Source organism: Arthrobacter sp. ISL-30, assembly GCF_018613855.1.
Lineage (GTDB): Bacteria > Actinomycetota > Actinomycetes > Actinomycetales > Micrococcaceae > Arthrobacter.
The window spans coordinates 1-26034 of sequence record NZ_JAGGPK010000027.1; the positions used below are offsets into that span (position 1 = coordinate 1).

At 63.0% G+C, this 26034-nt stretch carries 20 protein-coding genes, 1 tRNA gene, 1 other RNA gene and 5 pseudogenes; 18 read left to right on the forward strand and 9 right to left on the reverse strand.

Annotated elements, in window-relative coordinates:
• Positions 1-91 precede the first annotated feature (91 nt).
• Positions 92-862, reverse strand: a complete 771-nt coding sequence (locus J7E82_RS11315) for a YaaA family protein (RefSeq protein WP_214862714.1) — start codon at positions 860-862, stop codon at positions 92-94.
• 101 nt (positions 863-963) lie between these two features.
• Between J7E82_RS11315 and rnpB the strand changes: the two genes are divergently transcribed.
• The 4 genes from rnpB (at position 964) to J7E82_RS11335 (ending at position 4388) form a co-directional block, all read left to right on the forward strand.
• An RNA gene (rnpB, locus tag J7E82_RS11320) (RNase P RNA component class A) lies at positions 964-1353 on the forward strand.
• A gap of 279 nt (positions 1354-1632) precedes the next feature.
• Positions 1633-3147, forward strand: a complete 1515-nt coding sequence (locus tag J7E82_RS11325; RefSeq protein WP_308113770.1) for a glyceraldehyde-3-phosphate dehydrogenase — start codon at positions 1633-1635, stop codon at positions 3145-3147.
• Between the two features lie 84 nt (positions 3148-3231).
• A complete protein-coding gene (locus tag J7E82_RS11330) occupies positions 3232-3441 on the forward strand; it encodes a hypothetical protein (RefSeq protein WP_214862715.1) in 210 nt (69 codons plus the stop codon).
• 149 nt (positions 3442-3590) lie between these two features.
• On the forward strand, positions 3591-4388 hold the full coding sequence (locus J7E82_RS11335) for an HNH endonuclease family protein (RefSeq protein WP_214862716.1): 798 nt from the start codon (positions 3591-3593) through the stop codon (positions 4386-4388).
• On the opposite strand, the gene J7E82_RS11340 is transcribed toward J7E82_RS11335, so the two are convergent.
• The 4 genes from J7E82_RS11340 to orn all read right to left on the reverse strand — a co-directional run bounded on the left by J7E82_RS11340 (position 4385) and on the right by orn (position 6771).
• On the reverse strand, positions 4385-5245 hold the full coding sequence (locus J7E82_RS11340) for an acyltransferase domain-containing protein (RefSeq protein ID WP_214862717.1): 861 nt from the start codon (positions 5243-5245) through the stop codon (positions 4385-4387). The genes J7E82_RS11335 and J7E82_RS11340 overlap by 4 nt on opposite strands.
• Positions 5246-5253: 8 nt before the next feature.
• Complete coding sequence (gene def, locus J7E82_RS11345) at positions 5254-5826, reverse strand: peptide deformylase (RefSeq protein WP_214862718.1); 573 nt, start codon at positions 5824-5826, stop codon at positions 5254-5256.
• 104 nt (positions 5827-5930) lie between these two features.
• Positions 5931-6003: transfer RNA gene (locus tag J7E82_RS11350), tRNA-His, on the reverse strand.
• 132 nt (positions 6004-6135) lie between these two features.
• Positions 6136-6771 (reverse strand): oligoribonuclease, encoded by a 636-nt coding sequence (gene orn, locus J7E82_RS11355; RefSeq protein WP_214862719.1) that lies wholly within the window; start codon positions 6769-6771, stop codon positions 6136-6138.
• Positions 6772-6943: 172 nt separating this feature from the next.
• On the opposite strand from orn, the gene mptB reads away from it, so the two are divergent.
• Positions 6944-8482 carry a polyprenol phosphomannose-dependent alpha 1,6 mannosyltransferase MptB gene (mptB, locus tag J7E82_RS11360; protein WP_214862733.1) on the forward strand — a complete coding sequence of 513 codons (1539 nt, stop codon included), beginning with the start codon at positions 6944-6946 and terminating at the stop codon, positions 8480-8482.
• Between the two features lie 39 nt (positions 8483-8521).
• Here mptB and J7E82_RS11365 read toward each other — a convergent pair whose 3' ends face one another.
• Complete coding sequence (locus J7E82_RS11365; RefSeq protein ID WP_214862720.1) at positions 8522-9232, reverse strand: DNA alkylation repair protein; 711 nt, start codon at positions 9230-9232, stop codon at positions 8522-8524.
• Positions 9233-9385: 153 nt separating this feature from the next.
• On the opposite strand from J7E82_RS11365, the gene J7E82_RS11370 reads away from it, so the two are divergent.
• Complete coding sequence (locus J7E82_RS11370) at positions 9386-10360, forward strand: aldose 1-epimerase family protein (protein WP_214862721.1); 975 nt, start codon at positions 9386-9388, stop codon at positions 10358-10360.
• A 31-nt stretch (positions 10361-10391) separates the two neighbouring features.
• Here J7E82_RS11370 and J7E82_RS11375 read toward each other — a convergent pair.
• Positions 10392-11495 (reverse strand): annotated as a pseudogene (locus J7E82_RS11375) (FGGY-family carbohydrate kinase); the annotation flags it as partial.
• Between the two features lie 319 nt (positions 11496-11814).
• Here J7E82_RS11375 and J7E82_RS11380 point away from each other — a divergent pair.
• Positions 11815-13029, forward strand: coding sequence for an acyl-CoA dehydrogenase family protein (locus J7E82_RS11380; RefSeq protein WP_214862723.1), 1215 nt, complete (start codon positions 11815-11817; stop codon positions 13027-13029).
• A gap of 71 nt (positions 13030-13100) precedes the next feature.
• On the opposite strand, the gene J7E82_RS21205 is transcribed toward J7E82_RS11380, so the two are convergent.
• The gene (locus J7E82_RS21205) at positions 13101-14360 is read right to left on the reverse strand and encodes a CdaR family transcriptional regulator (RefSeq protein ID WP_214862724.1); all 1260 of its coding nucleotides are present in this window, start codon (positions 14358-14360) and stop codon (positions 13101-13103) included.
• A 615-nt stretch (positions 14361-14975) separates the two neighbouring features.
• Between J7E82_RS21205 and J7E82_RS11390 the strand changes: the two genes are divergently transcribed.
• Positions 14976-15209, forward strand: coding sequence for a hypothetical protein (locus tag J7E82_RS11390; protein ID WP_214862725.1), 234 nt, complete (start codon positions 14976-14978; stop codon positions 15207-15209).
• A 138-nt stretch (positions 15210-15347) separates the two neighbouring features.
• Here the strand turns inward: J7E82_RS11390 and J7E82_RS11395 are convergent.
• Positions 15348-15680 (reverse strand): annotated as a pseudogene (locus J7E82_RS11395) (carbohydrate ABC transporter permease); the annotation flags it as partial.
• Here J7E82_RS11395 and J7E82_RS11400 point away from each other — a divergent pair.
• The 10 genes and pseudogenes from J7E82_RS11400 to J7E82_RS11440 form a co-directional block, all read left to right on the forward strand.
• Positions 15680-16174: pseudogene (locus J7E82_RS11400) on the forward strand (sugar phosphate isomerase/epimerase family protein); the annotation flags it as partial. The pseudogenes J7E82_RS11395 and J7E82_RS11400 overlap by 1 nt on opposite strands.
• A 67-nt stretch (positions 16175-16241) precedes the next feature.
• Positions 16242-17015, forward strand: a complete 774-nt coding sequence (locus tag J7E82_RS11405) for an SDR family NAD(P)-dependent oxidoreductase (RefSeq protein WP_214862727.1) — start codon at positions 16242-16244, stop codon at positions 17013-17015.
• 51 nt (positions 17016-17066) lie between these two features.
• Positions 17067-17566 (forward strand): annotated as a pseudogene (locus tag J7E82_RS11410) (dihydroxyacetone kinase subunit DhaK); the annotation flags it as partial.
• A gap of 99 nt (positions 17567-17665) precedes the next feature.
• Entirely contained in the window at positions 17666-17797 is a 132-nt protein-coding gene (locus J7E82_RS21210) for a hypothetical protein (RefSeq protein WP_308113773.1), read from the forward strand.
• A 17-nt stretch (positions 17798-17814) separates the two neighbouring features.
• Positions 17815-18170: pseudogene (locus tag J7E82_RS11415) on the forward strand (RpiB/LacA/LacB family sugar-phosphate isomerase); the annotation flags it as partial.
• Between the two features lie 34 nt (positions 18171-18204).
• Positions 18205-18483, forward strand: a complete 279-nt coding sequence (locus J7E82_RS11420) for a hypothetical protein (protein WP_214862728.1) — start codon at positions 18205-18207, stop codon at positions 18481-18483.
• Positions 18484-19820: 1337 nt separating this feature from the next.
• The gene (locus J7E82_RS11425) at positions 19821-20765 is read left to right on the forward strand and encodes a tyrosine-type recombinase/integrase (protein ID WP_214862729.1); all 945 of its coding nucleotides are present in this window, start codon (positions 19821-19823) and stop codon (positions 20763-20765) included.
• Positions 20762-21310, forward strand: a complete 549-nt coding sequence (locus J7E82_RS11430; RefSeq protein ID WP_214862730.1) for a tyrosine-type recombinase/integrase — start codon at positions 20762-20764, stop codon at positions 21308-21310. The genes J7E82_RS11425 and J7E82_RS11430 overlap by 4 nt, the downstream gene beginning before the upstream one ends.
• Before the next feature lie 378 nt (positions 21311-21688).
• Positions 21689-21952: a hypothetical protein gene (locus J7E82_RS11435; protein WP_214862731.1), complete on the forward strand. Its 264-nt coding sequence runs from the start codon at positions 21689-21691 to the stop codon at positions 21950-21952.
• A gap of 922 nt (positions 21953-22874) precedes the next feature.
• Positions 22875-25658 carry a phytase gene (locus J7E82_RS11440; RefSeq protein ID WP_214862732.1) on the forward strand — a complete coding sequence of 928 codons (2784 nt, stop codon included), beginning with the start codon at positions 22875-22877 and terminating at the stop codon, positions 25656-25658.
• The last annotated feature ends 376 nt before the right edge of the window (positions 25659-26034 follow it).

Genomic DNA, 26034 nt, shown 5'->3' on the forward strand with positions numbered 1-26034 from the left:
ACATAACCCACCACCAATGCCTCACACCCGGTGCCGCCCACCGATCACTCAACCCTGCCCACACCACACACTGGCCCACCTCATTTTCGGACTAGCTGGTCGGGTTGAGGATGATGTTCAGGGCGTGAGCCTTGCGGGGCGTGCCTTCGACCAGTTCGGCTTTCCAAGCCTCGCGCGCGACCTTGAGCAGCCCGGCGGGTGTTTCCGGCGCCTTACCTCGCCGGGTCACCAGGTGCCGGGCCAGTTCTCCGCGCGTGTGCTTGGCGAAGTGGCTAACTACCGTCCTCTTCCCGTTGGCCTCGGTGAACACGTTCACTGAAACAGTCTGCGACGGCGGCGGCGTCCAGGCGGCCGCGTACGTGCTGGAGCGGCAGTCGACCAGCAGTTGGCCCTCTGCCCTGGCGGCGAGGGCCCCGGGCAGGTGTGCCTTCCAGAACGTGGCGAGGCGTCCGACGTCGGGCAGTGCCGTTCCCATGGACAGCCGGTAGGCAGGCACCCGGTCCCCATAGGCGATGGCACCCCACAACGCGGAAATGACCAGGACGCTCTCGGTCGCCCTCCGCCTCTGCGCGGCTGTCATGCTCTTGAAGCCAAGCGCGTCGTACAGCACTCCCGAGTAGACCTGATGCGCTGGAGCGGCCGGTTCCGAATGCAGTCGGGTGTTCCGTGCGACGTCGTCCCTTAGCGATGCGCCGACTCCCAGGAGCGCGAGGGCATCTTCATGGGCACTCACCGTGCCCAGGGCTTCCAGGACTTTGGCCCGGCTCGGATTGAGTTCGGGAAAGCTCAGGGACTCCCAGTCGACGGCGGGGCCGTCGACGGCGGGAGTCTTGCCTTCTGACGGGGGGAGGAGAATCAGCACCAGTCGATACTACCGGTGCAGAACCAGGGCTTCCCGCGGCCCTCCCTTCGGCTTCCCTTGTGGGCAGGGCTTCCTTGTGGCCCCGGTAGAATGGTTGAGGATGGGACAGCCAGGCGGCCGCGCGTCACGAAAGTGGCTCGAGGAACGTCCGGGCTCCGCAGGGCAGGGTGGTGGGTAACACCCACTCGGGGCAACCCGCAGGCCAGTGCCACAGAAAATAGACCGCCTGTACTCCTTGCGTCAGCGCAAGGAATTGCAGGTAAGGGTGAAACGGCGGTGTAAGAGACCACCAGCTCCCCGGGTGACCGGGGAGGCTAGGTAAACCCCACCCGGAGCAAGGCCAGACAGGGCACGTTTGAGGGCTGCCCGCCCGAGTGCCCGGGTAGGCCGCTGGAGGGCGCCGGTAACGGCGCTCGTAGATGGATGGCCGTCACTCCCTTGCTGGCAACGGCTCGGGAGAACAGAACCCGGCGTATCGGCTGTCCCATCCGCCTTACGTGTGAGTGATGTGCCTGTGGGTGACTTGCCGTGTGAGTGAATTCACGCTCGACGGCGGCCTGCCGCGGGAGGGTGAACCCCTAGAATGGGTAGTGAACGTAGATGTTCTGCCCGCCGGGTCCTGCGTTTGCAGCCGGCGGCTTTTCTTTGCACTCGTTCAAGGCATCCCGGGCAGACCGAAGCCCGGCTGGTGCCTGTGCCGCAGGATTACTCCTGGCGGCCACCATCTGCATAACGAGGACGTATGCGGTTGACCCAAGGAAGGTAGTTCTGTGAGCCAGACGTCAGATTCTTGTCTTGATACGTGGATGGGCCGCGAAGCACTGGCCGAGGCCATGATTCCCGTGATTGGCCGGCTGTACCGCGAGAACAACGTGGTGACCAGCATCCACGGACGCAGCCTGATCAACAAGTCGAGCATGAGCATCCTGAAAGCGCACCGCTTTGCCCGCCGGATGAGCAACGCCGAACTTCCGCTGGAAGAAACGGCCCCGCTGCTCAACGCGCTCGCTGAACTGGAGCTGGGGGCGGCAGCGATCGACATCGCCCGCCTCAACGCCAAGTACAAAGCCGAGGCTGCAGGCGTTTCGCTGGAGGATTTCCTGCGCGCTGAGCTGGCCGAGGTCGTGGGCAAGCGCGGCGCTGATGACCGCACCAGCACCGACGTCGTCCTCTACGGTTTCGGCCGCATCGGCCGGCTCCTGGCACGCCTCCTCATCGAAAAGGCCGGCGGCGGACACGGGCTGCGCCTGCGTGCCATCGTGGTCCGCAAGGGCGCCGAGAACGACCTTGCCAAGCGTGCCAGCCTCCTGCGCCGCGACTCCGTCCACGGCTCGTTCGAAGGCACCATCCGCATCGACGAGGACGCCAACACCATCACCGCCAATGGTGTGCAGATCCAGGTCATCTACTCGAACGACCCCGCCACCATCGACTACACCTCGTACGGCATCAAGGACGCCCTCGTAGTGGACAACACGGGCCGCTGGCGCGATGCCGAGGGCCTGTCCCAGCACCTGCAGAGCAAGGGTGTGGCACGCGTGCTGCTCACCGCTCCGGGCAAGGGCGAGCTGAAGAACATCGTTCACGGCATCAACCACACGTCCATCAACGATGCCGACACGATCGTCTCCGCAGCGTCCTGCACCACCAACGCCATCACTCCAGTGTTGAAGGCCCTCAACGACAAGTTCGGCGTCATACATGGCCACGTGGAAACGGTCCACTCGTTCACCAATGACCAGAACCTGATCGACAACTTCCACAAGGGCGATCGCCGGGGACGCTCCGCCGCCCTGAACATGGTGATCACGGAAACCGGCGCAGCCAAGGCTGTGGCCAAGGCACTGCCCGAGCTCCAGGGCAAGCTCACGGGCAATGCCATTCGCGTCCCCACCCCGGATGTCTCCATGGCCATCCTGAACCTCAACCTGGAGAAGGGGACCACCAAGGACGAGGTCAACGAGTACCTTCGCCAGATGTCACTGCACTCGGACCTGCGCAAGCAGATTGACTTCATCGACTCCCCGGAAGTTGTTTCCACGGATTTCGTCGGCTCCCGCCGCGCCGGAATCGTCGATGGCCTTGCCACCATCGCGAACGACAAGAACCTCGTCGTTTACGTTTGGTACGACAACGAGTTCGGCTACAGCTGCCAAGTAGTGCGCGTCATGGAGGAAATGGCAGGCGTCAACCCGCCGTCGTTCCCGGCGAAAGTATCTACCGCCACTGTTGCGAACGACGCGGAGCACGTAATTGAGGCCCTGCAGCCGGTGGGCGCGGCCTAATCCAGCCCAACACGTTCTCCTGACTTGCGCTTTGCCGGCTGGTTCACTCTGGAATCAGCCGGCAAAGCTGTTCAGAATGGTGTCATGGAAACGGACGGGACTTTGGAACACGAAACCACACTGGAGCGGGCCCTCGATATCGCGAAAGCGAACCACAAGCAGGCACAGCGCCTGCTTGATGAGGCGAAGGCCGCGTATGCGGCAGGGGAGATCGGCGAGGATCGCGTCCGCCAGCTCCAGGGGCTGCTGGACATCGCCGCCGAGGACCTCCGCAGGGTGATGAAGGAGCAATAGCAGGCGGGGGCGAAGCCCGTCTTCTCCCCGACAGCCGTTCTCCTCCTCCACAACCGTCTTCTCCCCAACACTGTGGAAAGACGGAATACTGTCGGTGCCTTGGCCTAGCCTCAAAGGGACACATTCCTCATCGACGGAGGCTACCCCCTTTGAGCATCACCTGGACCGCATATCGCCGTGCCCGGCGCCGATCCCGGCAGGTTTGGGCACTTCTGCTGATTCTGGCCGCGACGCTGGCCGCGGTACTCATATGGTTCTTTTCCAGCGGACAATTCGAACTCGCAGAGCCCACCGTCGCAGGACCTTCCCAGGCTCCCGTTTATGATCCTGCATGGATGAAACCCGTTGTTCCCGTGCTTCCTGTGCCGGAAGGCCATGCAGGGGATGTTCTCGAAGGCCTTCCCGTCAAGGGCAGGGCAAACAGTGACAATTATGAGCGTTCAGCCTTTGGCCAGGCATGGCAGGACGTGGACCGGAACGGCTGCGACACCCGCAACGACATCCTCCGCCGAGACCTCGCCAAGGTGGAATACACCCAGGGATCGGCCTGCCGAGTGGCCTCCGGAGAACTTCATGAGCCGTATACCGGCCACAGGGTTGAATTCCGCCGCGGCCCGGAGAGCTCAAAAGCCCTGCAGATAGATCACGTTGTGGCCCTTGGCGATGCCTGGCAGAAGGGTGCACAGCAGCTCACCGCACAGCAGCGCCAGAGCCTTGCCAACGATCCCGTGAACCTGATTGCTGTGGACGGCCCGGAGAATAGCGAGAAGGGCGCCGGGGATGCCGCAACGTGGCTGCCGAGGAACAAGGCCATCCGCTGCCACTATGTTGCGCGGCAGATCTCCGTCAAGGCCTCCTATCAGCTCTGGGTGACGCAGGCGGAGAAGGACGCCATGAAACGGGTGCTCGCTTCCTGCCCCCAACAGGCAACCGTGCGGCCCGGCTAAGCCGGAGCTCCGGGGAGGCGAAGGTGGCCGTGTCCAAGTTGCCAGGTGCCGCCGTCGTCGATCCTCTCCAGGACGACGCGCTGGAGTGACGTCTCACGCGGCAGGAGGTCCAGTTGATCCAGTCCCCGCTGACGGAAGGTGAAGTAGATGGCGTCCGTGGGGGCATCCGTACAGCGATCCAAGGTGAACCGTCCGGCAAATGCCGCGATGTTACTGTCCGGCAACCTGGCGGACAGGTAAGGGTCCAGCATCCATGAATCGCAGGTGGCGAAGGTGACCGGCTTGTCGGGGAAATGTCGGGCAAAGAAGGTGGCGGCCAAGCTAAAGCTTTCCTCAACGGCCTCCGGTGCCAGGTTCCCGTCTTCCGGTATATGGACTCCCAGGACCCACTCGCCGGCTTCACACCATGGCTTGGCAGACTCGAGGCGATGCAAGTGGAACTGGAGCCTGCCGAGCCGAAAGATATTTCCCGCCATGTGCAGCGTCAGCCAGGACCAGGTGTCGAGCCCGAACCTTCCATGGACACGGCGGTTGATGCGCAGCTGAAGGCCGACGTCGGCCAGGATGGCGCGGGAGGCCCACTCCGGGATGCCCTGCTCGAGGTGGAAACGGTGGACATCAGGCGCAAACCGGAGGATCGCCTCCAGCCATTCCTCCTCGCCGACTCCCTGGGCCACAGCCGGACGGGCAGGAAAAGTGCCCAGCCGATTATGGAAGACCTCCATCGCACGCACGACTCCTGCCCGCAGTTCCGGCAGGGGTGTGGCAGGGGACTGGAGCAGTGCTTCGCACCCTGGCCGGTCGTCGTCGGAGATGGCCAGGAGCGAAAACAGGAGGGAAGGCTCGAGCGCTGCCAATGTGAGTCTCAGTGCTCGAAAGGGTCCGGGTCGACGCCGGGCATCCAGGTCAGCCCCGGGACGCCCCAGCCGTTCCTCTTGGCCTGCTTCAGCGCCTTTTTCGCGTAGCGGTCCACAAGCCTGTTGACGTACAGCTTTCCATCCAGGTGGTCGTATTCATGCTGGATCACCCGGGCGAACCAGCCCGTTGCCTCGAAATCCACCGGATTGCCTTCGCCGTCGAACCCCTGAACACGTGCCCATTCGGCACGCTGCAAAGGATAGTGCTCACCAGGAAATGACAGGCAGCCTTCAACGTCCTCGTCCGGATCCGGCATGGCGCCGGAGATCTTGGACAGCGTGAGGACCGGGTTGACCAGCACGCCGGTGGGCGGCGCGCCGTCGTCGTTGGGATATTTGTAGACGAAGATACGTTTGCCGACCCCTACCTGGGGGGCGGCCAGCCCGACTCCATTGGCGGCCTCATTCGTTTCGAACATGTCCGCGATAAGGGTGCGGAGCTCGTCGTCGAAGACTTCCACTTCGGCTGCACGCCGATGGAGGACAGGCTCGCCCCAGATGGTGACGGGAAGCACGGTCATGGAGGGTTCCTTAACGGTTCTTGTGCCGAAACAGAACAAAGGCCGCACTGGATTACCAGTGCGGCCTTTGAAAGAAGGCGGCTGTTGCAGCCGGTCTTCGTGAGGGTGAGCGACGGGGGTTGAACCCGCGACCTCCTGGACCACAACCAGGCGCTCTGCCAACTGAGCTACGCCCACCATGCGCCCCGACATTCAGCTCGGTTCGACCGGCTGGCTGGAAAGGCAACGACAAATAGTTTACCTGCTGTTTTGGAGTGCTTTTGCCACTTTTGCCCTATTCGGCAAAAATTCCTCCAAACGTGGCACAGATTACTTTACGGTTGGGACCTCGGCGCCTGCTGGGGCTGCGCTAATCCGCTTTGCGATCTGCTGGGCGGTTGCAGTGTCAGGTCCGGGAGCAGGGACGAAGACGGCTTCCCGGTAGTAGCGGAGTTCGTCAATCGAGTCCCTGATGTCGCCGAGGGCGCGGTGGCCACCATGCTTGGGCGGGGACTGGAAGTAGGCGCGGGGGAACCAGCGGCGCGAGAGCTCCTTGATGGTGCTGACATCTATCACCCGGTAGTGCAGGTGCTCGACGACGTGGGGCATGTCGCGCGCCAGGAACATTCGGTCAGTGCCCACAGAGTTGCCCCCGAGCGGCGCCCTGCGGGGATCCGGCACCCACTGTTCGATGTACTCAAGAACTGTGGCTTCCGCCTCCGCCATGGTCTTGCCATGGGGCAGTTCTTCCAGCAGCCGTGAAGTTGTGTGCATGTCCCGGACGAAATCGTTCATCTGCGCCAGCGCGGCGTCGTCGGGCTTGATGACTACATCCACACCGTCACCAAGAATGTTCAACTCTGAATCGGTGACCAGCGCCGCAACTTCAATGAGGGCGTCAGCTTTGAGGTCCAGGCCGGTCATTTCGCAATCGATCCACACGATGCGTTCGTTAGTAATAGGCACCCGCCAAGCCTATCCCTTGGCCGTCGCAGCAGGCTCCGATGCTAAGATTTGGCCAGTACGGCAGTGTCTTTTTCACCTGCCGCCGACCGCCCTGCACCGGCTTCCGGCCAGGGCGGGAGCATGTCTTGGCCATAGATTGGACGATTCTGAAGTGACGGTGCGCATAGCTGACATGTCGAAGGCCGAAGCCATTTCTTCCACCCCTGAAACGATTGCGGTGGAAGTAGACAATCCTCGTTCTCCGTTATTGGCGGGGTTCCTGGGATCGATGTTCCTTGTCTTTGGATCCCTCGGCGTCGGCTGGCTCGCACCCGTTTCCGAGCTCCGCCGGCTGCCGCTCTTCATCTGGATGCGCACGGAGGCGTTCGGGGTGGCGCTCTCCATTGTGCTCCTGGCGATCGGCGGCATGCTGCTGGTGAGGGCGTGGCTGCGCCTCGGGCAGCACGTCATGGTCTGGGGAAGCCAGGCGCGCAAAGCAACATTGCAGGCAGTGGTGGCCTGGGGCCTGCCCATGATGTTCACGGTGCCGCTGTTTAGCCGGGACGTTTATGCCTACATCGGCCAGGGCCGCCTGATGGTTGAAGGGATCAATCCCTACGAGCACGGGATCTCCGCACTACCGAACTACTTCCAACTGGGTGCGGACAAAATGTGGACCGAGGCGCCCGTCCCGTATGGCCAGTTGTTCCTGTGGATTGAGCAGTTCGTGGTCTGGGCAACCAACGTGCATCCCGAGGGCAGCATTATGCTGTTCCGGCTTGCCGGCGTCATTGGAATAGTGCTGTGCATTATCTACGTCCCCAAGCTGGCCGAGCTGCACGGAGTGAATCCGCACCGCGCTCTCTGGCTGACAGCAGCCAATCCGCTGTTCCTCACTAACTTCATTGCCAGCGTCCACAACGACGCCCTGATGATCGGGCTGGCCCTGGCCGGCCTCTACTACTGCGCCACGCAGCGGGTTATCCGGGGAATCGTGCTGGTGACCCTGTCGATTTCCGTCAAGCCCATCACCATAGTCTTCCTCCCCTTCATCGGGCTCCTGTGGGCGGGCAAGGGTGCCAGCTGGCCACGCAAGGCACTGTTCTGGCTTATGACGGCGGCGCTCACCTTTGGACTTCTGTATTTGCTCAGCCTGGTGAATGGCTTCGGCTTTGGCTGGATCAACGGCTTGTCCGCTCCCGGAAGCGTCTGGATCTGGTACGCCCCGGTGGGGCTTCTCGGCCTGATTGTCGCCTCGATCTTTAACGTCTTTGGCCTTGATGGCTGGGGCATGGCCAGATGGGTGTATGACGCCGGCAAGGTCCTCGCCCTGGGGATCGTCGCCTGGCAGGTTTTCCGGGGGGAGCATGACCGCCTCATGCGCCGTCTCACCCTGGCGTTCGCCGCAATTGTCTTCCTCGCCCCCATGATCCAGTCGTGGTATGTCGTGTGGCTCATCCCGCTCTTTGCGGTTACCGGCATCCGTGACGACTGGCAGGTCAAGACCGTCTACTTCATGGTTTCCTTCTTTATGGTCTACGCAATTTCGGACCAGCTTGACGTCTTCCCGTACCTGCAGACTGAGGATCTGGGCCTGGCCCTGGCACTGGCCCGTAACGCCGCGGCGATCATCGCGCTGCTCTTCGCCCTGTACCTGATCTTCCTGGACCCCCGCACCAAGCACTTGTTCAGCAAGAGCGACGAGCCCGTCACCACACGCCCCGTCATTTAGCGGGTTATTCCAGCCAGTTAGTTAGTCAGGAGCTTGCGGCTATGGGAGGTCGCGCTTTGGCGGTTTGTGCTCGGGGAGATTGCGGATCGCCTCCCTCAGCGAAAGCGTGCTCAGGGATGCCTTATGGTCGCCAACGAACTCCCTGACCCAGTCCGGATCGGTGGCCGAGTACTCGCGAAGCGCCCAGCCGATTGCCTTGCGGATGAAGAAGTCGTTATCTGGCAGGTTCGGCAGGATCACCGCTGAGAGCAGGGCCGTGTCCGTCGCGCCTTTCGCCCCCAACTGGGAGGTAATGGACGCCCGGCGTATCCAGAGGTCCGGGTCGGTAGACCATTCCAGGAGGGTTGCCGTCATGGTGCCGCGATGGGCCTTGAGCAGCGCGCAGATCCGGTGGGAGACGCCGTCGACGAGGTCCCACCACGCTCCGGTCCGGATAATTTCCTCGTAAACGGGAAGCATCCCCAGGTCCGTGGCAACCAGCCGGAGCCCCGTCATGTCGATTGCGGCGTACCATTCCTCCCGGTATTCCGCCTCGCGCCACAAGCGGAGGACGTCCTCCCGCAATTCGTCGGGGGACGAATACCGCATTTCCTTGGCCGCTTGCCGGACGATGCGACGGACCTCCGGAACACGGACTCCCAGGGAGGGCATATCCGACTTCAGATAGGCTTGGGCGCCGGCGCCCCGGCCTGGATCTGCCAAGGCGCGCAAAGCATGCCGCACCTCCTGGACCACATCCCGCTGCTGCATGGAACAACAATAGGCCGGGGCAAGCGACCTCAAGAGCCACATGTCGCCGTCGGTAATTCTTAGGGAGACATCTTTCGACCAGCAGGACTTTTCGGCATGCCTGGATGGAATAATTAGCGCTAACAATTCCTTCTGATCCCGAGCCGGAGTCCCATGTCTGCCGAAAAGTCCACTGCCGAAATATCCCCGGAACTCCTAGCGGAGGTTGCCCACGATACGGCGCCTGCCACTGAATTTGAGCTGCGCCACGGAAGCTATCGGGCCGTCATAACGGCTCGAGGCGGCGCGCTGCGCCAGTTGCTTCACGACGGGCGCGATCTCGTGGTGCCGTTTGGGCCCGAAGGGGAGATTCCCTCTTACCGTGGCGTGGTGTGCGCTCCGTGGCCGAACCGGCTGGCGGACGGCAAATACTCGGTAAACGGCGAACAGTTGCAGCTGCCCATCAATGAGCTGGAGAGGAACACAGCCCTGCACGGACTGGTTTTCGATCAGCTGTGGACACTCGTGGAGAAGACGGAAACATCGGTTTCACTGGCCTACGCCCTCCGACCCAGCCCGGGCTACCCCTTCAGCATCGCGCTCCTGGCCAGCTACACCTTGAGCGCTGACGGCCTCCGAGCCACTGTGACAGCCACTAACTCGGGTCAAGGCACGGCTCCATATGGCGTGTGCCCCCACCCGTACCTCGTCGCGGGAAGCGCCCCGCTGGATGAATGGTCTGCCATCATTCCGGCCCGGGAATTTCTTGAGGTGACGCCTGATCGGCTGCTGCCCCTCGACGTCGTTCCCCTGGACGGTCACCGCTTTGATTTCCGCAATGAGAAGTTGCTCCACGGCATAGAGATTGACCACGCCTTTACCGGAATCATCCGGGACGCGGACGGAAGGGCGGCCGTCCAGGTGTTCGATCCCTCTGGAACGGGGGTTGAATTGTCCTGGGGACGAGAATGGCCCTGGCTGCAGATCCACACGGCAGACCGTCCCGTCGTGGGGCCGAACCGGCTGGGACTGGCCGTAGAGCCCATGACCTGCCCGCCGGATGCCTTCAACTCGGGAATGGATTTGGTCCAGCTGGCTCCGGGCGACACCCATGAGGCCAGCTGGACGGTTCGGGCCCTGCAGCGTTAGTACAACGCCCCGACGCCAGGGCCGGCTCGGCCTACGGGATTCGGGGATGGGCTGTGCTGGCCCAATGGCGATACTGGGCCAGCACGGGTGAGGCCTCGTGGTTTTCACCGCCGTGTTCATTGCCGGGTTTTACGGACAAACGCACTGACTCGAGGGGCCACTCGGGCAACTTCCCGTTGAGGAGCCCCGCGGCCTGGCGCGCGGCGCCGTCGGCCACATATTCGCCTGGAGAGGGCACGATGACGGGAAGTCCGAAGACCTCTACCGCTATTTGCCGGACCGCGGGGGACTGGGCGCCGCCTCCCACAAGAATGATGCGCTCCGCCACAACCCCCTGCGCTTCCAGCGCGGCCAGCCCGTCCGCCAAGGAACAAACCACTCCCTCGAAGCAGGCCCTTGCCAGATTGGCCGGAGTAAAGTTCGCAAGGGTCAAACCGTGGAGCGAGCCCGTCGCGTCCGGCAGGTTCGGAGTGCGCTCGCCCTCGAAATAGGGCAGGAGCGTCAATCCCCCGGCTCCCGATGGCGCTGTCAGCGCCAGCTCGGAGAGTTCGCCCAGGGATACGGCAAGCATGGCGGCGGTGGCGTCAAATACCCGAGTGGCGTTGAGGGTGCATGCCAAGGGAAGATAGTGGCCGCTCGCGTCGGCAAAGCCCGCTACCAATCCTCTTGCGTCGGCGGAGGGCGTCGATGCCACAGCAAAGACTGTGCCGGACGTTCCGAGCGAGATCACGACGTCGCCAAGCCCGGCATTCACGCCAAGCCCGGCGGCGGCATTGTCTCCGGCGCCCGCTCCGATCAATGCCCCGGACGGTGTCTTTCCCGCTGCTTCCAAGGGGCCGAGGACCTGCGGCAGCACAGGAACATGCCCCAGGGTTTGCCCCAGGACTTCCGGCAGGTAGGCCCCGCTGGCGCTCGAAAAGTACCCGGTTCCGGAGGCATCGGAGCGATCCGTGCGCAGTTCATGGAGTGCCTGGGCTCCGCTGTCAGGGCCGTATCCCGCCAAACGCCAGGACAGCCAATCATGCGGCAGGCAGACTGCGGCCACACGCCGTGCATTCTCCGGCTCGTGCCGCGCCAGCCATCGCAGCTTGGTCGCAGTCAGCGAGGCCACAGGCACGGTACCGGTGCCCGGCGCAGAGACGAAGCATCCAAAGCTGCAGGGCGGTCAATCATGATGGTCATCAGGACTCCAATGTCGTGGTGAGAATGTGGAACTGATGACAGTGAAGCAGCTCACAAGCCCGGTCCTCTTGTGCTGCCACGACAACTTGGGGCAGCCCCTTTGTGCTCAGAGCCAAGCTGGGGCACCCTTCTTGGCACGTGGCGCAGCTCACGACCACTTTTTTGGTCGCTGAGCATAAGACCTGCCGCAGATATGGGGCAACCATGGTGGAACAGCTTCTCAAGGAAGCACACCGTTTTGGCCTCAACCCCTGAGGACCCCTGGAAGGACAATGATGACCATTACCGCGGAGCAGACCTCCCCCACCACCGACACCGCCGAGACCGACCTGGTGGCCAGGGCGGCCAACCTCCTGGACCTTCTGCGGAAGAACGCGGCCCAGACTGAAGCGGATCGCCGCGTCGTGGAAGAAAACATCGAAGCCCTCGCCGCAGCAGGACTGTTCAAGATTTCCGTCCCCAAACGCCTTGGCGGGCACGAAGCAGACTTCTCCACCTTCCTGAAGGTCACCTCCACCCTCGGCCAGGCATGCGGTTCCACCGCATGGGTCACCAGCCTGATCAACGTCTGCGGTTGGATCATGGGCCTGTACCCGGACCAGGCGCAGCGTGACGTTTACGAGGAAAACCCCGAGGCCCGCGTCTGTGGCGTCTTCGCGCCCAGCTCCAGCACCGTTGCCGTTGACGGAGGCCTGAAGGTTACCGGCAAGTGGGGCTTCGCCTCTGGGTCACTGCACTCCCAGTGGGCCATCCTCGGCGTACCCGTCGTCGACGAAACCGGCGCACAGATCGACCAAGGCCTGGCCCTGATTCCGATGAGCGAGCTGAGCATCGAAGACACCTGGCACGTCGCCGGCATGCGCGGCACCGGCAGCAACACCCTTGTCGCGAACGATGTGTTCGTTCCCCACTACCGGATCATGTCCCTGACCCAGGCCGTCGAAGGCAAGGTCCCGACCGAACACACCGACGAGGCCCTCTACCGGTCAGCCTTCGTGCCGGTAGCGTCCCTGATCCTCATTGGCCCCCAGCTGGGCCTGGCCAAAGGAGCTCTCGACTTCGTCAAAAATTCACTCGCCAAAGGCAAAGGCATCGCGTACACCTTCTACGACCGCGCCACCGACTCAGGATCAACCCAGATCAACATCGCCCAGGCTGCATCTCTGATCGACACCGCCGAACTGCACATGCTCCGTGCCGCATCAGACATCGACACGGCCGCCAAGGGAACCGATTACCTCGACTTCGAAACCCGCGCCCGCGTCCGCATGGATGTAGGAACCGTCGCAACCCGATCCCGCGAGGCCATGGACATCCTCCTGAACGTCCAGGGCGCCGGCTCCTTCGCAGAAGCCAGCCCGCTGCAGCAGAAATGGCGTGACCTCGAGACCGGCTCCCGGCACGCCGTCGTCAACCCTGCCATCGCCAGCGAAGCCTACGGACGGGCACTGCTCGGGGTGAAGGAACAAGTCACCCCCCTGATCTAAGAACCACCGATCCCAACGCAGGAGGGGCAGGGCCACACAGGCCCTGCCCCCCCTTCCGTCTGCTCCAACTTTTACCTTCCCTCAGGTGCCAGTACTTGCGAACCGAAGGTATCCGCCAGGACCAGAGCTGTCTGCAGTTCAAACCGGCGTTCTGCGATGTCGTACCCCAGCAATTCACTGGCGCGCTTCACCCGGTACGCCACCGTATTGCGGGAGACGAACAGACGCTGCGCGGCAGCATGCGGGGAACTTTCCTCCTGCAGGTAACACAGCAACGTGGACCGAAGGTCGGCGGCGTTGTCATTGTCCTTGGCAAGCGGCCCCAGCTCCCGCACCACCAGATCCCTGGCCAAATCCAAGTCAGCCGACAAGAGACTGGCAATCGCAATGTCTGCGTAGTAGGCATCCCATCCTGTGCCGTTGCGGCGAAGCCTCGAAGTTCGCTCGGCGGCCTGCGCTTCCCTATGGGACCGCTGGAACCCGGCAATGTCTGCCCCGGGGGTTCCGGCGGCCATGCGCACATCCGGTTTGGCCGGCCGGTAATCATCTGCGGTCGGCCGCGCGGGGAAACTGTTACGGCTGCCCCATGCCCACACCCTTCCGCCCCCGACAGGCATGACCAGTGTCTTGGTAGCGCCCATCCGGGCAAGGGCATCCAAAGCAGTGGCTTCAAGTTCCGGGGTGTCGGCGCTGTTCCGCACCGGATCAAACCACAACGTCAGGGCCACGTGCTGTCGCGAGAGGTCATAGCCCAGTTCCCGGCTTGCCTCAGCCCTGTCGGTGCGGCTGCCGTCCAAAACCTGCCGGATTATTTCAGCTTTTGCCGCGGCCGCACTGACGCTCCACCGCTCCCGCTCAGCCAGGTACGTTGCGGCCATCTCGCCGGAAAACTCGTCAATGTAGCGGAACAAGCTCTCAGAAATGATCTGCATCTGGTCCACGCGCTCTGCTTCGGGGACAAGTTCCCGGCAAGAATCGAGAAAGGCCTTGGTCATCTGGGCGTGACCCAAACGTACACCCCGCAGAACCTTGTCCAAGGAGATCCCGCGGCGAACAAAATCCACGTCACCGCGCAGCGCTTCCTCGGTGATGGCCGGCAGGCCCTGCCCCTTGCTGCTAATCCAGATCAGCGAACGAATAACCGACGACTCAGGACCCATCCGCAGCGACTCAAACTGCTCAGGGCCACCTCCAAAATCGGGGATCTCTGCGATGATCCGCTCCGTCATGGCATACCCGACCTGGCAAGCCCACTTCACAGGGCCCTTGCCCAGCCGCTCAACAGCGTCTGCAATCGTCACCGGCCGGCTTGCAGGCGGTGGAACAGCCACGTCTGAATTCGGGTGCAACCTTTTCAGCCACAGATCAGCATCAGTGACATCAGCATCATTGCCGGACACGTCCCAGGCCCTCCTCACAACCGATTCTGGACTCAACCCCCCACCTGCGTCAGCGCACATTGGGGGAGATCGGGTAACAAGGTAGAAGCTTAGCGTTACTGACCATGAGTCGGCGCAGGTTGTGCAAAGTAGGCTCCGCAGCACCCTGTCAGGATCTACCCCAACGAACATTGCGTACTTCGAACAGCGGGCGCAGGTCAGAAACGGTCGTATTTGACCAGCTTGTCGGGGCACAGCGCCGGGCGATATAGCTCCGCGTCGGTCCGTGGGATTGGCGCACGAGTAGCGAGCGACGGACCATTGAATCTGTTCGGGATGACACCATCTCCGCAATTGCGGAAGTCCGTGCCGTAGCCCGGGCGGAGCACGATGAGCCGCGAAACCAAACCGTCGGCTACCTCGACGCGCGATTCTCTGGCCTCATGGATGCGAGCGAGCTCTCCGTAAGGCCGCCGCAGGCACTCTTTCTCTGTACGGTGGGTGGGGGGTCCCTTTCCGACGTCGGAACTGCCGACTCCGCGCGCGTGCCGAGAGCCTGCCGCCCTCATGGGCGGCGAAGATCGCGTCGCGGGTGATCGGGTGGATGGCCGTGGCTGGAAGGACCCGATAGTCACCCCGCTCTGTGATGGCGAAACTGATGACATTGCGGCCTTCGTGCTCAAAGTGCTCCCAACCCTGGAAAAGCTGGACCACTACATTGAGAAAACTATCGCGGAGGAGAGGCTCAAACATGTGGACCTGACAGCACCCGTACGTCTATCGCCCCGCGGGGTTGCATAACACCGTTGGCGGGCACGGGGGCCGAATGCGGCACAGGCCCGGGCAGCCCTCGTTGCTGAGCGGCAGTTCTCAAACGGGAATGGGGAAGAGCGACGGAGGGCGCGTGTTTGCGTGCCCTCCGTCGCCGTTTTTCCTAGGTTATTTGCTGAAGCCTGCGGTCAGGCCGGCGACGAGTTGGCGGCGGCCGACGATGTAGACGAACACCAGTGGCAGGGCGGAGAGGACTACTGCGGCGAGGATTGCCGGGGTGTTGATGGTGAATTCTCCCTGGAACGCCCACAACGACAGTGGCAGCACGCGGTTGGACGCGCTTTGGGTCAGGATCAGTGGGAAGAGGAAGCTGTTCCAGACGTTGAGGGCGTTGTACACGGCGATGGTGGCGATCGCCGGGCGGATCAGTGGAAACGCCAGGCGCCACATCATGGACCAGTCCGAGCAGCCGTCCAGGCGCATGGATTCGAACAGCTCATTTGCCCTGCGGCGCCCTTGACCACAGCCCGGTCCGCAGCGTGCAGGAGGACCTGGACACCATCGCCACCCAGCTGATTGGTGCCCGTGAACGCGCTGCGGAATTCGGCCTCGAACTCTGGACCGAATCACTGCATTTCCTTCGCTTCTGCTGGAACCTGGAGCGGGCCGGACTGGTGGCAGACCGGCTGGCGGGTTCCGGCGTCGGAATTGTGATGGACTTGAGCCACATCGTGGCGGCCGGCGAGGACCCCCTGGCCTATCTCGACCGGCACTGCGGGCGCATCACCCACGTCCACCTGCGCGACGCCGTGCCGGGAAACATCAACCTCAGCATCGGCAACGGTGCTGCCGACTTCGCCGCCGGACTCAAGCGGCTTGCTGCGGACGGCTACACCGGACACTTCTCGCTGGAGCTGGAAACCCGGGACGTCACCAACGACGAACGCCCGGCGGCAGCCGCCAAAGCCGCAAGCTTCATCACCGACCTCATCTAGGGCAAAGCCTCATCTGCACCATCTGAAAATTCACTCGGAACCCCTGCACAACCACCCAAGGAGCATCATGACCACCATCCAGCGCACCGCCGTCCTCACCGGGGCAACCTCGGACCGGGGCATCGGCATTACCACCGCCCGCCGCTACGCCAGTGAAGGATGGGCCGTGGTGATCCTGGACCTCGACGGCGAAAAGTCCGCCAAGGTCACCGCCGAAATCGGCAACGAATTCAACGTCCCCGCCTTCGGCCACGAGATCGACGTCGCCAATGAGGCCTCGGTGAACGCGGCGTACAAGGCCGTGGCCGCCGAGGTCACTGCCGGCAACCTGCCGCCGGTGGGCGCCCTTGCCAACATCGCCGGCATCACCTCGCCGGTCCCGTTCCTGGAAACCACCCTGGAGCTGTGGCACAAGGTGATGGACGTCAACGCCACCGGCACCTACCTGGTGACCAAGGCTTTCCTGCCGGACATGATCGCTAACGGCTGGGGCCGGATCGTCAACATGTCCTCGGTCTCCGCCCAGCGCGGCGGCGGCGTCTTCGGGAAGGTCCCCTACTCCGCTGCCAAGGCGGCCATCCTCGGGTTCACCAAGGCACTGGCCCGCGAAATCGGGGCCACCGGAGTTACCGTCAACGCCATCACGCCGGGTGCGGTGGACACCAACATCCGCGTGGGCAGCACCGAGGAGCAGGAAGCCGCCATCAACGCCGGCATCCCGCTTGGCCGCAACGCCACCACGGAAGAAATCGCCGCCGTGATCACCTTCCTGTCTTCCGAGGACTCGGCCTACCTCACCGGAACCACCATCGATATCAACGGCGGAAGCCACATCCACTAGCAGTCCCGCCCACCCCACGCCAACACGGCCGCGGACGTCAGAGAGCCCATCATGACAAGAATCTTCAATGATCCCGCAGAATTCGCTGAGGAAGCCCTCGCCGGCTTCTGCGACGTCCACTCGGACCTGGTCCGCCAGGTTCCGGGCGGCGCCGTCCGGCGGTTCCGCCCAGCCAAGCCCAAGGTAGCGGTCCTCGCCGGCGGCGGCTCCGGCCACTACCCGGCCTTCGCTGGCCTGATCGGCTCCGGACTGGCCGACGGCGCAGTGGTGGGAAACATCTTCACCTCACCGTCCGCCCAGCAGGCTACGGCAACGACGCCGGAGACGTCCTGGATTTCGTGATGGCCAGCGAACGCCTGGCCGCGGAGGGCGTTGAGGTGGAAAACGTCCTGGTGACTGATGACGTCGCCAGCGCCAAGCCGTCGGAATCCGACAAACGCCGAGGCATCGCCGGTGACTTCATGGTCTTCAGGATAACGGGGCAGCCGCCGAAACCGGTGCCGCCCTGGCCGACGTGGTACGGCTCGGCCCGGAAGGCCAACAGCAGCACCCGCACCATCGGCAGCGCCTTCGAGGGCTGCACCTTCCCCGGCGCTGACGCCCCGCTTCGCCCGCTCAAGGGCCGTGCCCGGCCGCTCGCGGAGAAAAGCGTGGGCACCCCGGATCCCGGCGCGGTCTCCCTGGCCATGATCTTCACCGTGATGGGCCCGCACCTGGCTGGCTCCCAACCAGCGGCCACGGAGAGCCCATACGCTGCGCAGGCCGTGGGAGCACAACCGTGACCGCGACGAACTGCGGACTGCTGCTCGCCGTCGGCGCTGACGAAGCAGGCGTGGACTACAAGGACAGGATCCTCTCAGACCTCAGCGCTGACCCGCGCGTCAGCGACGTCATCGACCTAGGGTCAACCGCAGCGATGCAGCCGAGGACTTCACCAGGCCCTACCCGTACGTAGGGATAGCTGCGGGGGAGATGATCCGGGACGGGCTGGCCGACCGCGCCATCCTGTTCTGCAGGACCGGAATCGGTGTTGCCATCGCCGCCAAGGTGGACGGCATCCCCGCCACAACAGCGCACGACTCCTTTTCAGTGGCGCGCTCTATCCTGTCCAACAACTGCCAGATCCTGACCATGGATCAGCGCGTCGTGGGACTGGTTGTTAAACCGACCCACTCCAGAAAGGTCCGCCGTGGACGCCTACCCCTACGACGACTGGAGCCGGCTCATCGGCACACCCGTCGAAATCCGCAAGGACTCCCTCACCGTCCGCACGGGAGTGGTTGACGACGCCATGGCCGATTCGTCAGTGCTCTGGCTCGCGGCCGATGACGCTGCCGGGCGCACGCTCTTCGCCGCCTCCGAAGGCTACGAGGCCTGGATCCGGCCCGGGGAACTCAGCGGCCCGCTGTCCTTCAAGATGGCGTCTGCGCAACTCCAAGGAGATCGGTTCCAGGGCAGCAGTCAGTAACGCAGCACGCCGCGGCCCCGGGCAGCTGCCCAATGTTTTAGCTATATGCGGCGTTCTGACCACAACGGCTCACCCTTGTTTTGGGTTAAGCGGGGGAGTCTAACGTGGGCAACGGTTTTGAATCACGAAGTTCGTGAGGAAGCAATCGGCGGAGGGCACCGAGTAAAGCTCTTCATCACGCCGGCGCGGAAGCGCGCTGGTTTCGGGGAGGAGCCGCCCATCGATCATCGGATATCAGGATGCCAAGCGGCGAATCATCTGGTCGGTCAGGGTGGCTTGGACAACGGGTAACGCAGCGCCGTCGGCACCGGTGTTCATCGTGTACAGGGACGGGCTGTCTGCGGTCTGGCCATGGGGTTTCCTACTCGTTTGTACATGAGATGTTCGGAAGGGAGTGGATCAGGGCGCTTCGCGCCGCCGTGGCAGTGGAAAATTCTCAGCCTCCTGTTGGGGTACGACACAGGGTCCTGATGCTGTTGGCGGGTGCGGGAGCACACTTAAGGAGTGTGTTCCTGGTCAACCCCGTTTCTTCCTTGGTGTCGGTGAGTCGGTGAGCCTGCAAAGGAGTTTGGTGGCGGGGGGCACATTTGTTGTCCGCGGGACCGTGGACTGTTGCCTTGAGCGGTGCGCCACGAGGCGCTGTTTGTTGCGAATGGAGGTGGAAGACCTTCGTCGCTTCGCCGTCGTAGCGGCGGAGTGAAGCTGGAGGCAGCCGTTCTCGGGGATCACGGAGAACCGGTGGGAGCAGCCTCGACAAAGTCGGGCCGATTTAGGACTGCCGGATATGTCGGGCCCGGTGAGCGAAACGGGAAGGTATACGAGAGGAACCGGTGTCGTTACGCCTCTTCAGGCAACGCCAGCTCCAACCGGTGGATGTGGGCTGGTACGCGGTGCACGCCCGTCATTTCGGGCGGGGGACTCCTAGTCCGGCTTGCTCTTCGCGGCTGGGAGGCCACGGTTGAAAGTCTACGGCGTAGCCGTGGCGATGCCGCAGGGGTAGAGCCGGGTGCCTAACCCGTTAATCGGACGACAGTGAACGTGGGAACCATCTGTAATCGTTCCATTACCTACTCCCGGCCAGGGAGATGGAGAGATGGATAGGCCTGATGCCGGCCGAAGGCTTACGGGTGGGGCGGAGAGTCCGCTACGCGGACTTATGCTGACGTCAGCATAAATCCGCGTATGTAGAGTCCCGGATTATGCCGACCTCGAAGGCAGTTCCCTTTTGCGGCAAGGAATCCGGGCCGGGGCGGTCGGGATAATACGGTGCGGGGCGATGCGTGCTCTTTTGATACTTAGGCCGTCATGGCGGCGGTCTGACTATCAGGAGGACCGTGATGGAAACAGATGAGACACCCGGCCTGTCGTCAGCGTCGGATGATCTGTTGGATGAGTATCGGCGGTGGCTGCGCCAGGAGCGGGGGCTGGCTGCCGAATCGGTGCGTTGTTACGTGCAGCAGTCGAAGAAGTTTCTGGCCTCGTTGCCCGGACCGGTGGAGGTCTCGTTGGTCGGGCTTTCGCCGGCCGATGTGACCAACTATGTGATCAATGCCAGCATCCAGTCGGGCAGCGTCTGGAGCGCGAAGGCACAGGTGACGGCATTGCGGTCTTGGTTGCGGTTCGCGTATATCCGCGGATTGACGCCTGTTGCTTTGGCCTCGGTGGTGCCGGGTGTTGCCGGATGGCGGCTCAGCCAGGTTCCGCGGGCGCTGGCGAACGGGCAGGTGGAAGCGCTGCTGGGCTGTCATGACACGAGCACCCGCATCGGGCTGCGCGACAAGGCTCTCCTGACGCTGCTCGCGGTGCTGGGTTTGCGCGGCGCCGAAGCCGCGGCATTGGAGCTTGCCGATATTGACTGGCGCGCAGGCCTGATCACGGTCACAGGCAAGGGCTCACGCACCGAACAACTGCCGCTGCCGGTCAGGGTAGGGAATGCCCTGACCGATTACGTGATGCACGCCCGCCCGACCGGGACCGGCTGCACCGCGTTGTTCCTGACTGGCCGCGGCCCGTACCGGCAGCTGAGTGCCGGTGCGGTGCGCCAGGTCATGCACCGGGCCTGCGTCAGAGCGGGAATCGGCAACGCCGGTGCGCACCGGCTGCGTCATACCTTGGGCACTGACCTTCTGCGGGCCGGAGCGTCTCTGCCGGACATCGGCCAGGTGCTGCGTCACCGCAGTCAGCTGGCTACGACTGTCTACGCGAAAGTCGACCTGGAGCGGTTACGCCCGCTGGCCCGCCCGTGGCCGGCCGGAGCCGCTATCGAGGGCGTGCGGCAATGAGCACGCCACTGCGTGTTCATGCCGAAGGCTATCTGGCGATGCGCAGGGCTCTGGGGTTCAAGCTCACCACGTTCGGGCAGACACTCTTCAGCTTCATTGGCTACCTCGAGGGTGAACAGGCCACGGTCATCACCTCTGATCTGGCGGTGGCGTGGGCCAGAGCCACCCCGCGGTCCGTCCGGGAGGTCCGGTGGTCTCACCGGCTCATGGTGGCCCGGATCTTCGCCCGGCATATGAAGGTGCTCGACCCTGCGACCGAGGTTCCGGCTGACGATATTCTGATCCATCATTACTGCCGGGCCACCCCGCACCTCTATGCCCCGGAGCAGATCGCCGCCCTCTGCCGGGCCGCGGACCGGCTGCAGCCCCGGCTTCGGGCGCATACCTGGGTGACGCTGCTCGGTCTGCTGGCGGTGAGCGGGCTGCGCACCGGGGAAGCCTGCCGGCTCGACGACACCGACGTTGACATCAGCGCCGGGATCCTGCGGGTCAGGGATTCGAAATTCGGGAAATCCCGTGATGTGCGCCTCGTCGAAGAGCGGTGAGCCGCTCAAGGCTGCCTCGGAGAACGATCCCGAGCTGGTGGAGACATACTGGTAGACGCCTGGCTCGACGATCCTCGTGCTGAATCCCTGCTGGGTCGGCGCGCCGACAGCGTTCCACTGCAGATCGACGGCGAGTGTGGTCCCATCCGTGAGCGGCACGGTTGCGGCGAGAAAACACTTGGCCTGCTGCTTGCCCCAAGCGATTCGACGGGCTTCTCCCTGGACACCGATTGGCACCTCGTCCTGGGACGTCAGGACGGCCAGTGGCGGGCCACAAGCTGGGGCGACACGTGCGGCGCCCGGCCCGCCCTGCCCGAGGGGAGCACCTGGGCTCAGGTCGCCCTGCCTGCCGACACCACGACCCCGGACGGTGCGACCGTGAATCTGCTGGTCTCGGAGATCGAGTGCACCGGTGCACGAGCCCCAGACCTCTTCCTGGCGGCCGAACCCGTCATCGTCGAGACCGACGAGGAGATCACCGTGTACTGGACCTACCAGCAGATCCCGGGTGACGCCGCCTGTCCCGGCAACCCCTGGGTCGAGCGCACCGTGCATCTGGATCAGAACCTGGGGGATCGCGCGTTGCTGGACGGCTCGACGTGGCCGCCCACTCCCGTCACCATCGGGGACGCGCGCGGTTAGGAACACGATCCTTCCCGCGACGAGAAGGGCCCCGCGCCGACCAGGTTTGGGCCCGCTTCGGTTCCTCCAAGGGAACGCCCTTGCGACCTGTGGAATCAACATGGCAGGACACGGATGGGGCGACATGCCCGTCTTGACGCTGCTCGTTTCACAGGCTGTGCCACCAAATAGTTCCGGAAGAATGCCGCCACTTATCTCCGAAAGTCACATAAATAGTCGTGACCAGAAATTTTGCGGGCTGTGGAGGTGGGTTTCCGCGGCACGATGATCGACCGGCTTACGGGCGGGTCGAACTAACTAATCTCGGTTGATGAGATGGGTGTCAATTTCAGTCTGCAACTCGATACATGACGGCCGTGCATCGTGAGCGACTAAAGCGCCATTAGATGGGCGCCGCCGGCTCTCTCGGACCCAAGGAAACAGGTAGTGCCAGCCCAAAAGACAGGTACCGACTACTGGTGACCGTAGTTTTTCCTGGTCTATAGACTCCGGATTGAGCCTTTATATCGGCCAACCGTGATGAGGGTGTCTGCCGGCCGTGGTGCTCTCGGCGCCGCGCAGATTACCGTCGGTCAATGACGGCAGGTCATCTTCCGCAAGGCCGCACGAACGCGACACAACAACAGACTTCGCTTTCCACACGCAGGAGGACCTGATGAGCTTCTTAACTGGATTGTTCCGGCGGCACTCAGGTCGGCCTTCCGCTCCGGGCACGAAACAACCGGGAGCCGGCACACGCCGGTTCCACCGGGGTACATCCGCTTCCCTCCGGTTCCGGCGGCGTGCGGCCATCATCAGTACGATCCTGGCGGTGCTCATGCTGGTCCGCAATATCCCGGCAACTGCCGCGGGCGCGGTGACCTCCACGATCAGCCTCCTACGGTGCCTTCGTGCAGCGCACCGGCCAACGGATAGGAAATCCATGGCTCACACTGTTAGTGTTCGACGCACGCAGGCGGCTGGCGGATCCTTGCGCCACGCTCCCACGCTGCTTCGGCTCATGCTTGTCGCGGTTTTAGCTGCCGCCCTCTCAGGCGTCAACGTACTCATCGCCCCGCAAGCGCATGCGGCGGACGTCCTCGTGACTCCGTCGGCAGAGACAACACCCGTTCCGAGCTCTAGTGACGCGGCAGACGACACCGCGATCTGGATACACCCCACGGATCCGTCGCAGAGCGTGGTGATCGGTACGGACAAATTAAGTACCGGAGGCGTGGGGGTCTACGACCTGTCGGGGCGCCAGTTACATTTCTACCTGCACGGCAGTATGAACAACGTCGATCTCCGGTACAACTTTCCGTTGGGCAGTGAGCGCATCGCCCTCGTCGGCGTGACGGAGAGGAATGTGGAGTCGACCGGCGTTCGATTCTACAAGGTGAACGTCGCGGATCGGTCCCTGACAGAGGTGGGGCGCATCAGCACTCCAGGTAGGCCTCGCGGCTTCGGAATGTATCACTCCCCAGTCTCTGGGAAGTATTACGCCTTTGTGCATGACTTCAATACGAATGTGATAACCCAGTTCGAGCTGGACGGCTCCAATGGATCGGTTCGAGGGACTGCCGTGCGTTCTTTCGACAACGGCGACAGCTCCGAAGGCATTTCGGCAGATGATGAGCTGCAACGTGTCTATGTGTCCGAGGAGAAAGTCGGCTTGTGGCGGTACGGAGCTGAGCCGGGGGACGGTTCAACCCGGACACTCGTGGATCGCACCGTGGCAACCGGTGGACGAATAGTGGAGAACGTCAAGAACTCCGCCATTTATTATGGTCGGCAGGGGACGGGTTATCTGATTGTGTCGAGCCAGGGTGGATCCAACTTCGTCATCTACAACCGCGGTGACAACGCCTTCGTCGGCTCCTTCAAGATCATCGATGGAGGCGGAGTCGACGGTGTGAATGGTCAAGACGGGATTGATGTCACCAATTTCCCACTCGGACCTTCCTATCCCGCTGGACTTTTCACAAGCCAGGACCACAACAACACCAATGCGGGCAACGGCAACAGTGGTAACCAAAATCACAAGCTTGTCTCCTGGCAGCGAATTGCCGATGCTTTCAGCCCTCGGCTGCTTGTGGACACCACTTTTGACCCGCGTCAAATAGGAGCAGAGGGCGGAGGAGGAGACCCCGGACCGGATACCACACTGCCCAATACCTCGATTACAGGTGGTCCATCAGGGACCAGTAGCAGCACTTCGGCTGAGTTCACCTTCACTGCGACGGAGCCTGGGACTTTCGAGTGTGCCTTGGATGGGGGTGCCTTCGAGGGATGTACGTCGCCGAAGAAATACGCTGATCTCGCAGTTGGCTCGCACGTCTTCGCGGTGCGAGCGACCGACGCGGCTGGCAACTCCGACCCAACTCCTGCGGAGCGAACTTGGATAATCGACATCTCGGCGCCTCAAACGGAGACCTTGGCGCCGACAGCGGACGCCTATGTTTCCAGCGCGGCGCAGACGACGAACTACGGGACGGCGCCGAAGCTTGTAGTGGACAACAGCCCGGTGGAGAATGCCTACCTGAAGTTTGATCTGTCGGGACTCGCAGGAAAGACGATCGTAAGCGCGAAGCTCCAACTGCGGGCGACGACCAGCGGCTCAACGGGTACGCAGAACGTCAGGTTGGTTACGGAAGACATGTGGACTGAGAGTGGCCTCACGTACAGCACAAGGCCAACTTTGGGCAGCAGTGTGCTGGGCAGTGTCGGACCGGTGACGGTGAACACCAATTATGAAGTGCCACTGTCTGCGTCAGCTCTGCAGGGTGAGGTTGGCGGCATCCTGTCGCTTGGCATCAACACCACCAGCAGCGACGGGGCCGACTTCGGCTCAAGAGAGACTACGACCCCACCAAGGCTGGTGCTCCAGTTAGGATCGGGCACGGGGACGCCGCCACAGGATACCACCGCACCCACGGTGACCTCAGTGACTCCGGCCGAGAATGCACCAGACGCAGCGGTCACCGGAAATGTCACGGCTACGTTTTCGGAGGCCATGGACTCGACGACGGTCAACAGGACGACGTTCACGCTGGCCGAGGAAACTTCAACCACTCCTGTGGATGCGGTCGTCAACCTCAGCAACAACACCGCCACATTGGATCCCACCGCCAACCTCCATCCTGGTACGCAGTACACCGCGAGGGTCACCGGAGCGAAAGATTCCTCCGGCAACACAGTCATCGCTAAGACGTGGACTTTCACTACAGCCGCGGCTACGACGCCCTCGGAGACGGTGACGTTGACGCCGACAGCGGACGCCTATGTTTCCAGCGCGGCGCAGACGACGAACTACGGGACGGCGCCGAAGCTCGCGGTGGACAATAGCCCGGTCGACAATTCGTATCTGAAGTTTGATCTGTCGGGACTCGCAGGAAAGACGATCGTGAGCGCGAAGCTCCAACTGCGGGCGACGACCAGCGGCTCAACGGGTACGCAGAACGTCAGGTTGGTTACGGAAGACATGTGGACTGAGAGCGGCCTCACGTACAGCACAAGGCCAACTTTGGGCAGCAGTGTGCTGGGCAGTGTCGGACCGGTCACGGTGAACACCAATTATGAAGTGCCACTATCTGCGTCAGCTCTGCAAGGTGAGGTTGGCGGCATCCTGTCGCTTGGCATCAACACCACCAGCAGCGACGGGGCCGACTTCGGCTCAAGAGAGACTACGACCCCACCAAAGCTGGTGCTCCAACTGCAACAACCGTAGGTAATCGCAGCTGGACCAGCTTCAGGCCTCAGCGCGCCGAACAGTCGTCCCATCTACGGGTCACTCGGCTGGCACGATGCTGGCGTGCCGAATGCTCAGACGCCATGCCGCAGCGTGAGGGGTCCAGATGTCTGCGTATCGAAAGGTGGCGTCCCACGGTTGTTCGTGGCGGGCTCCAGCGCCTCGACAAGGGCTCGCTTCCTGGAGAAACCCATGGCGCAATTCCACGACACAACGCGCATTCAGGGCTTCAACCGCTCTACATCGCTGCCTGGTATCGCTTGCTGCTTTCCCGCGCCGCCCTTTCAGCCTCGATACGCCTCGCCTGCTGAAGCAGCGTCTGCTCGGCAGCATTCCTAAGCCTTGATCCACCGAT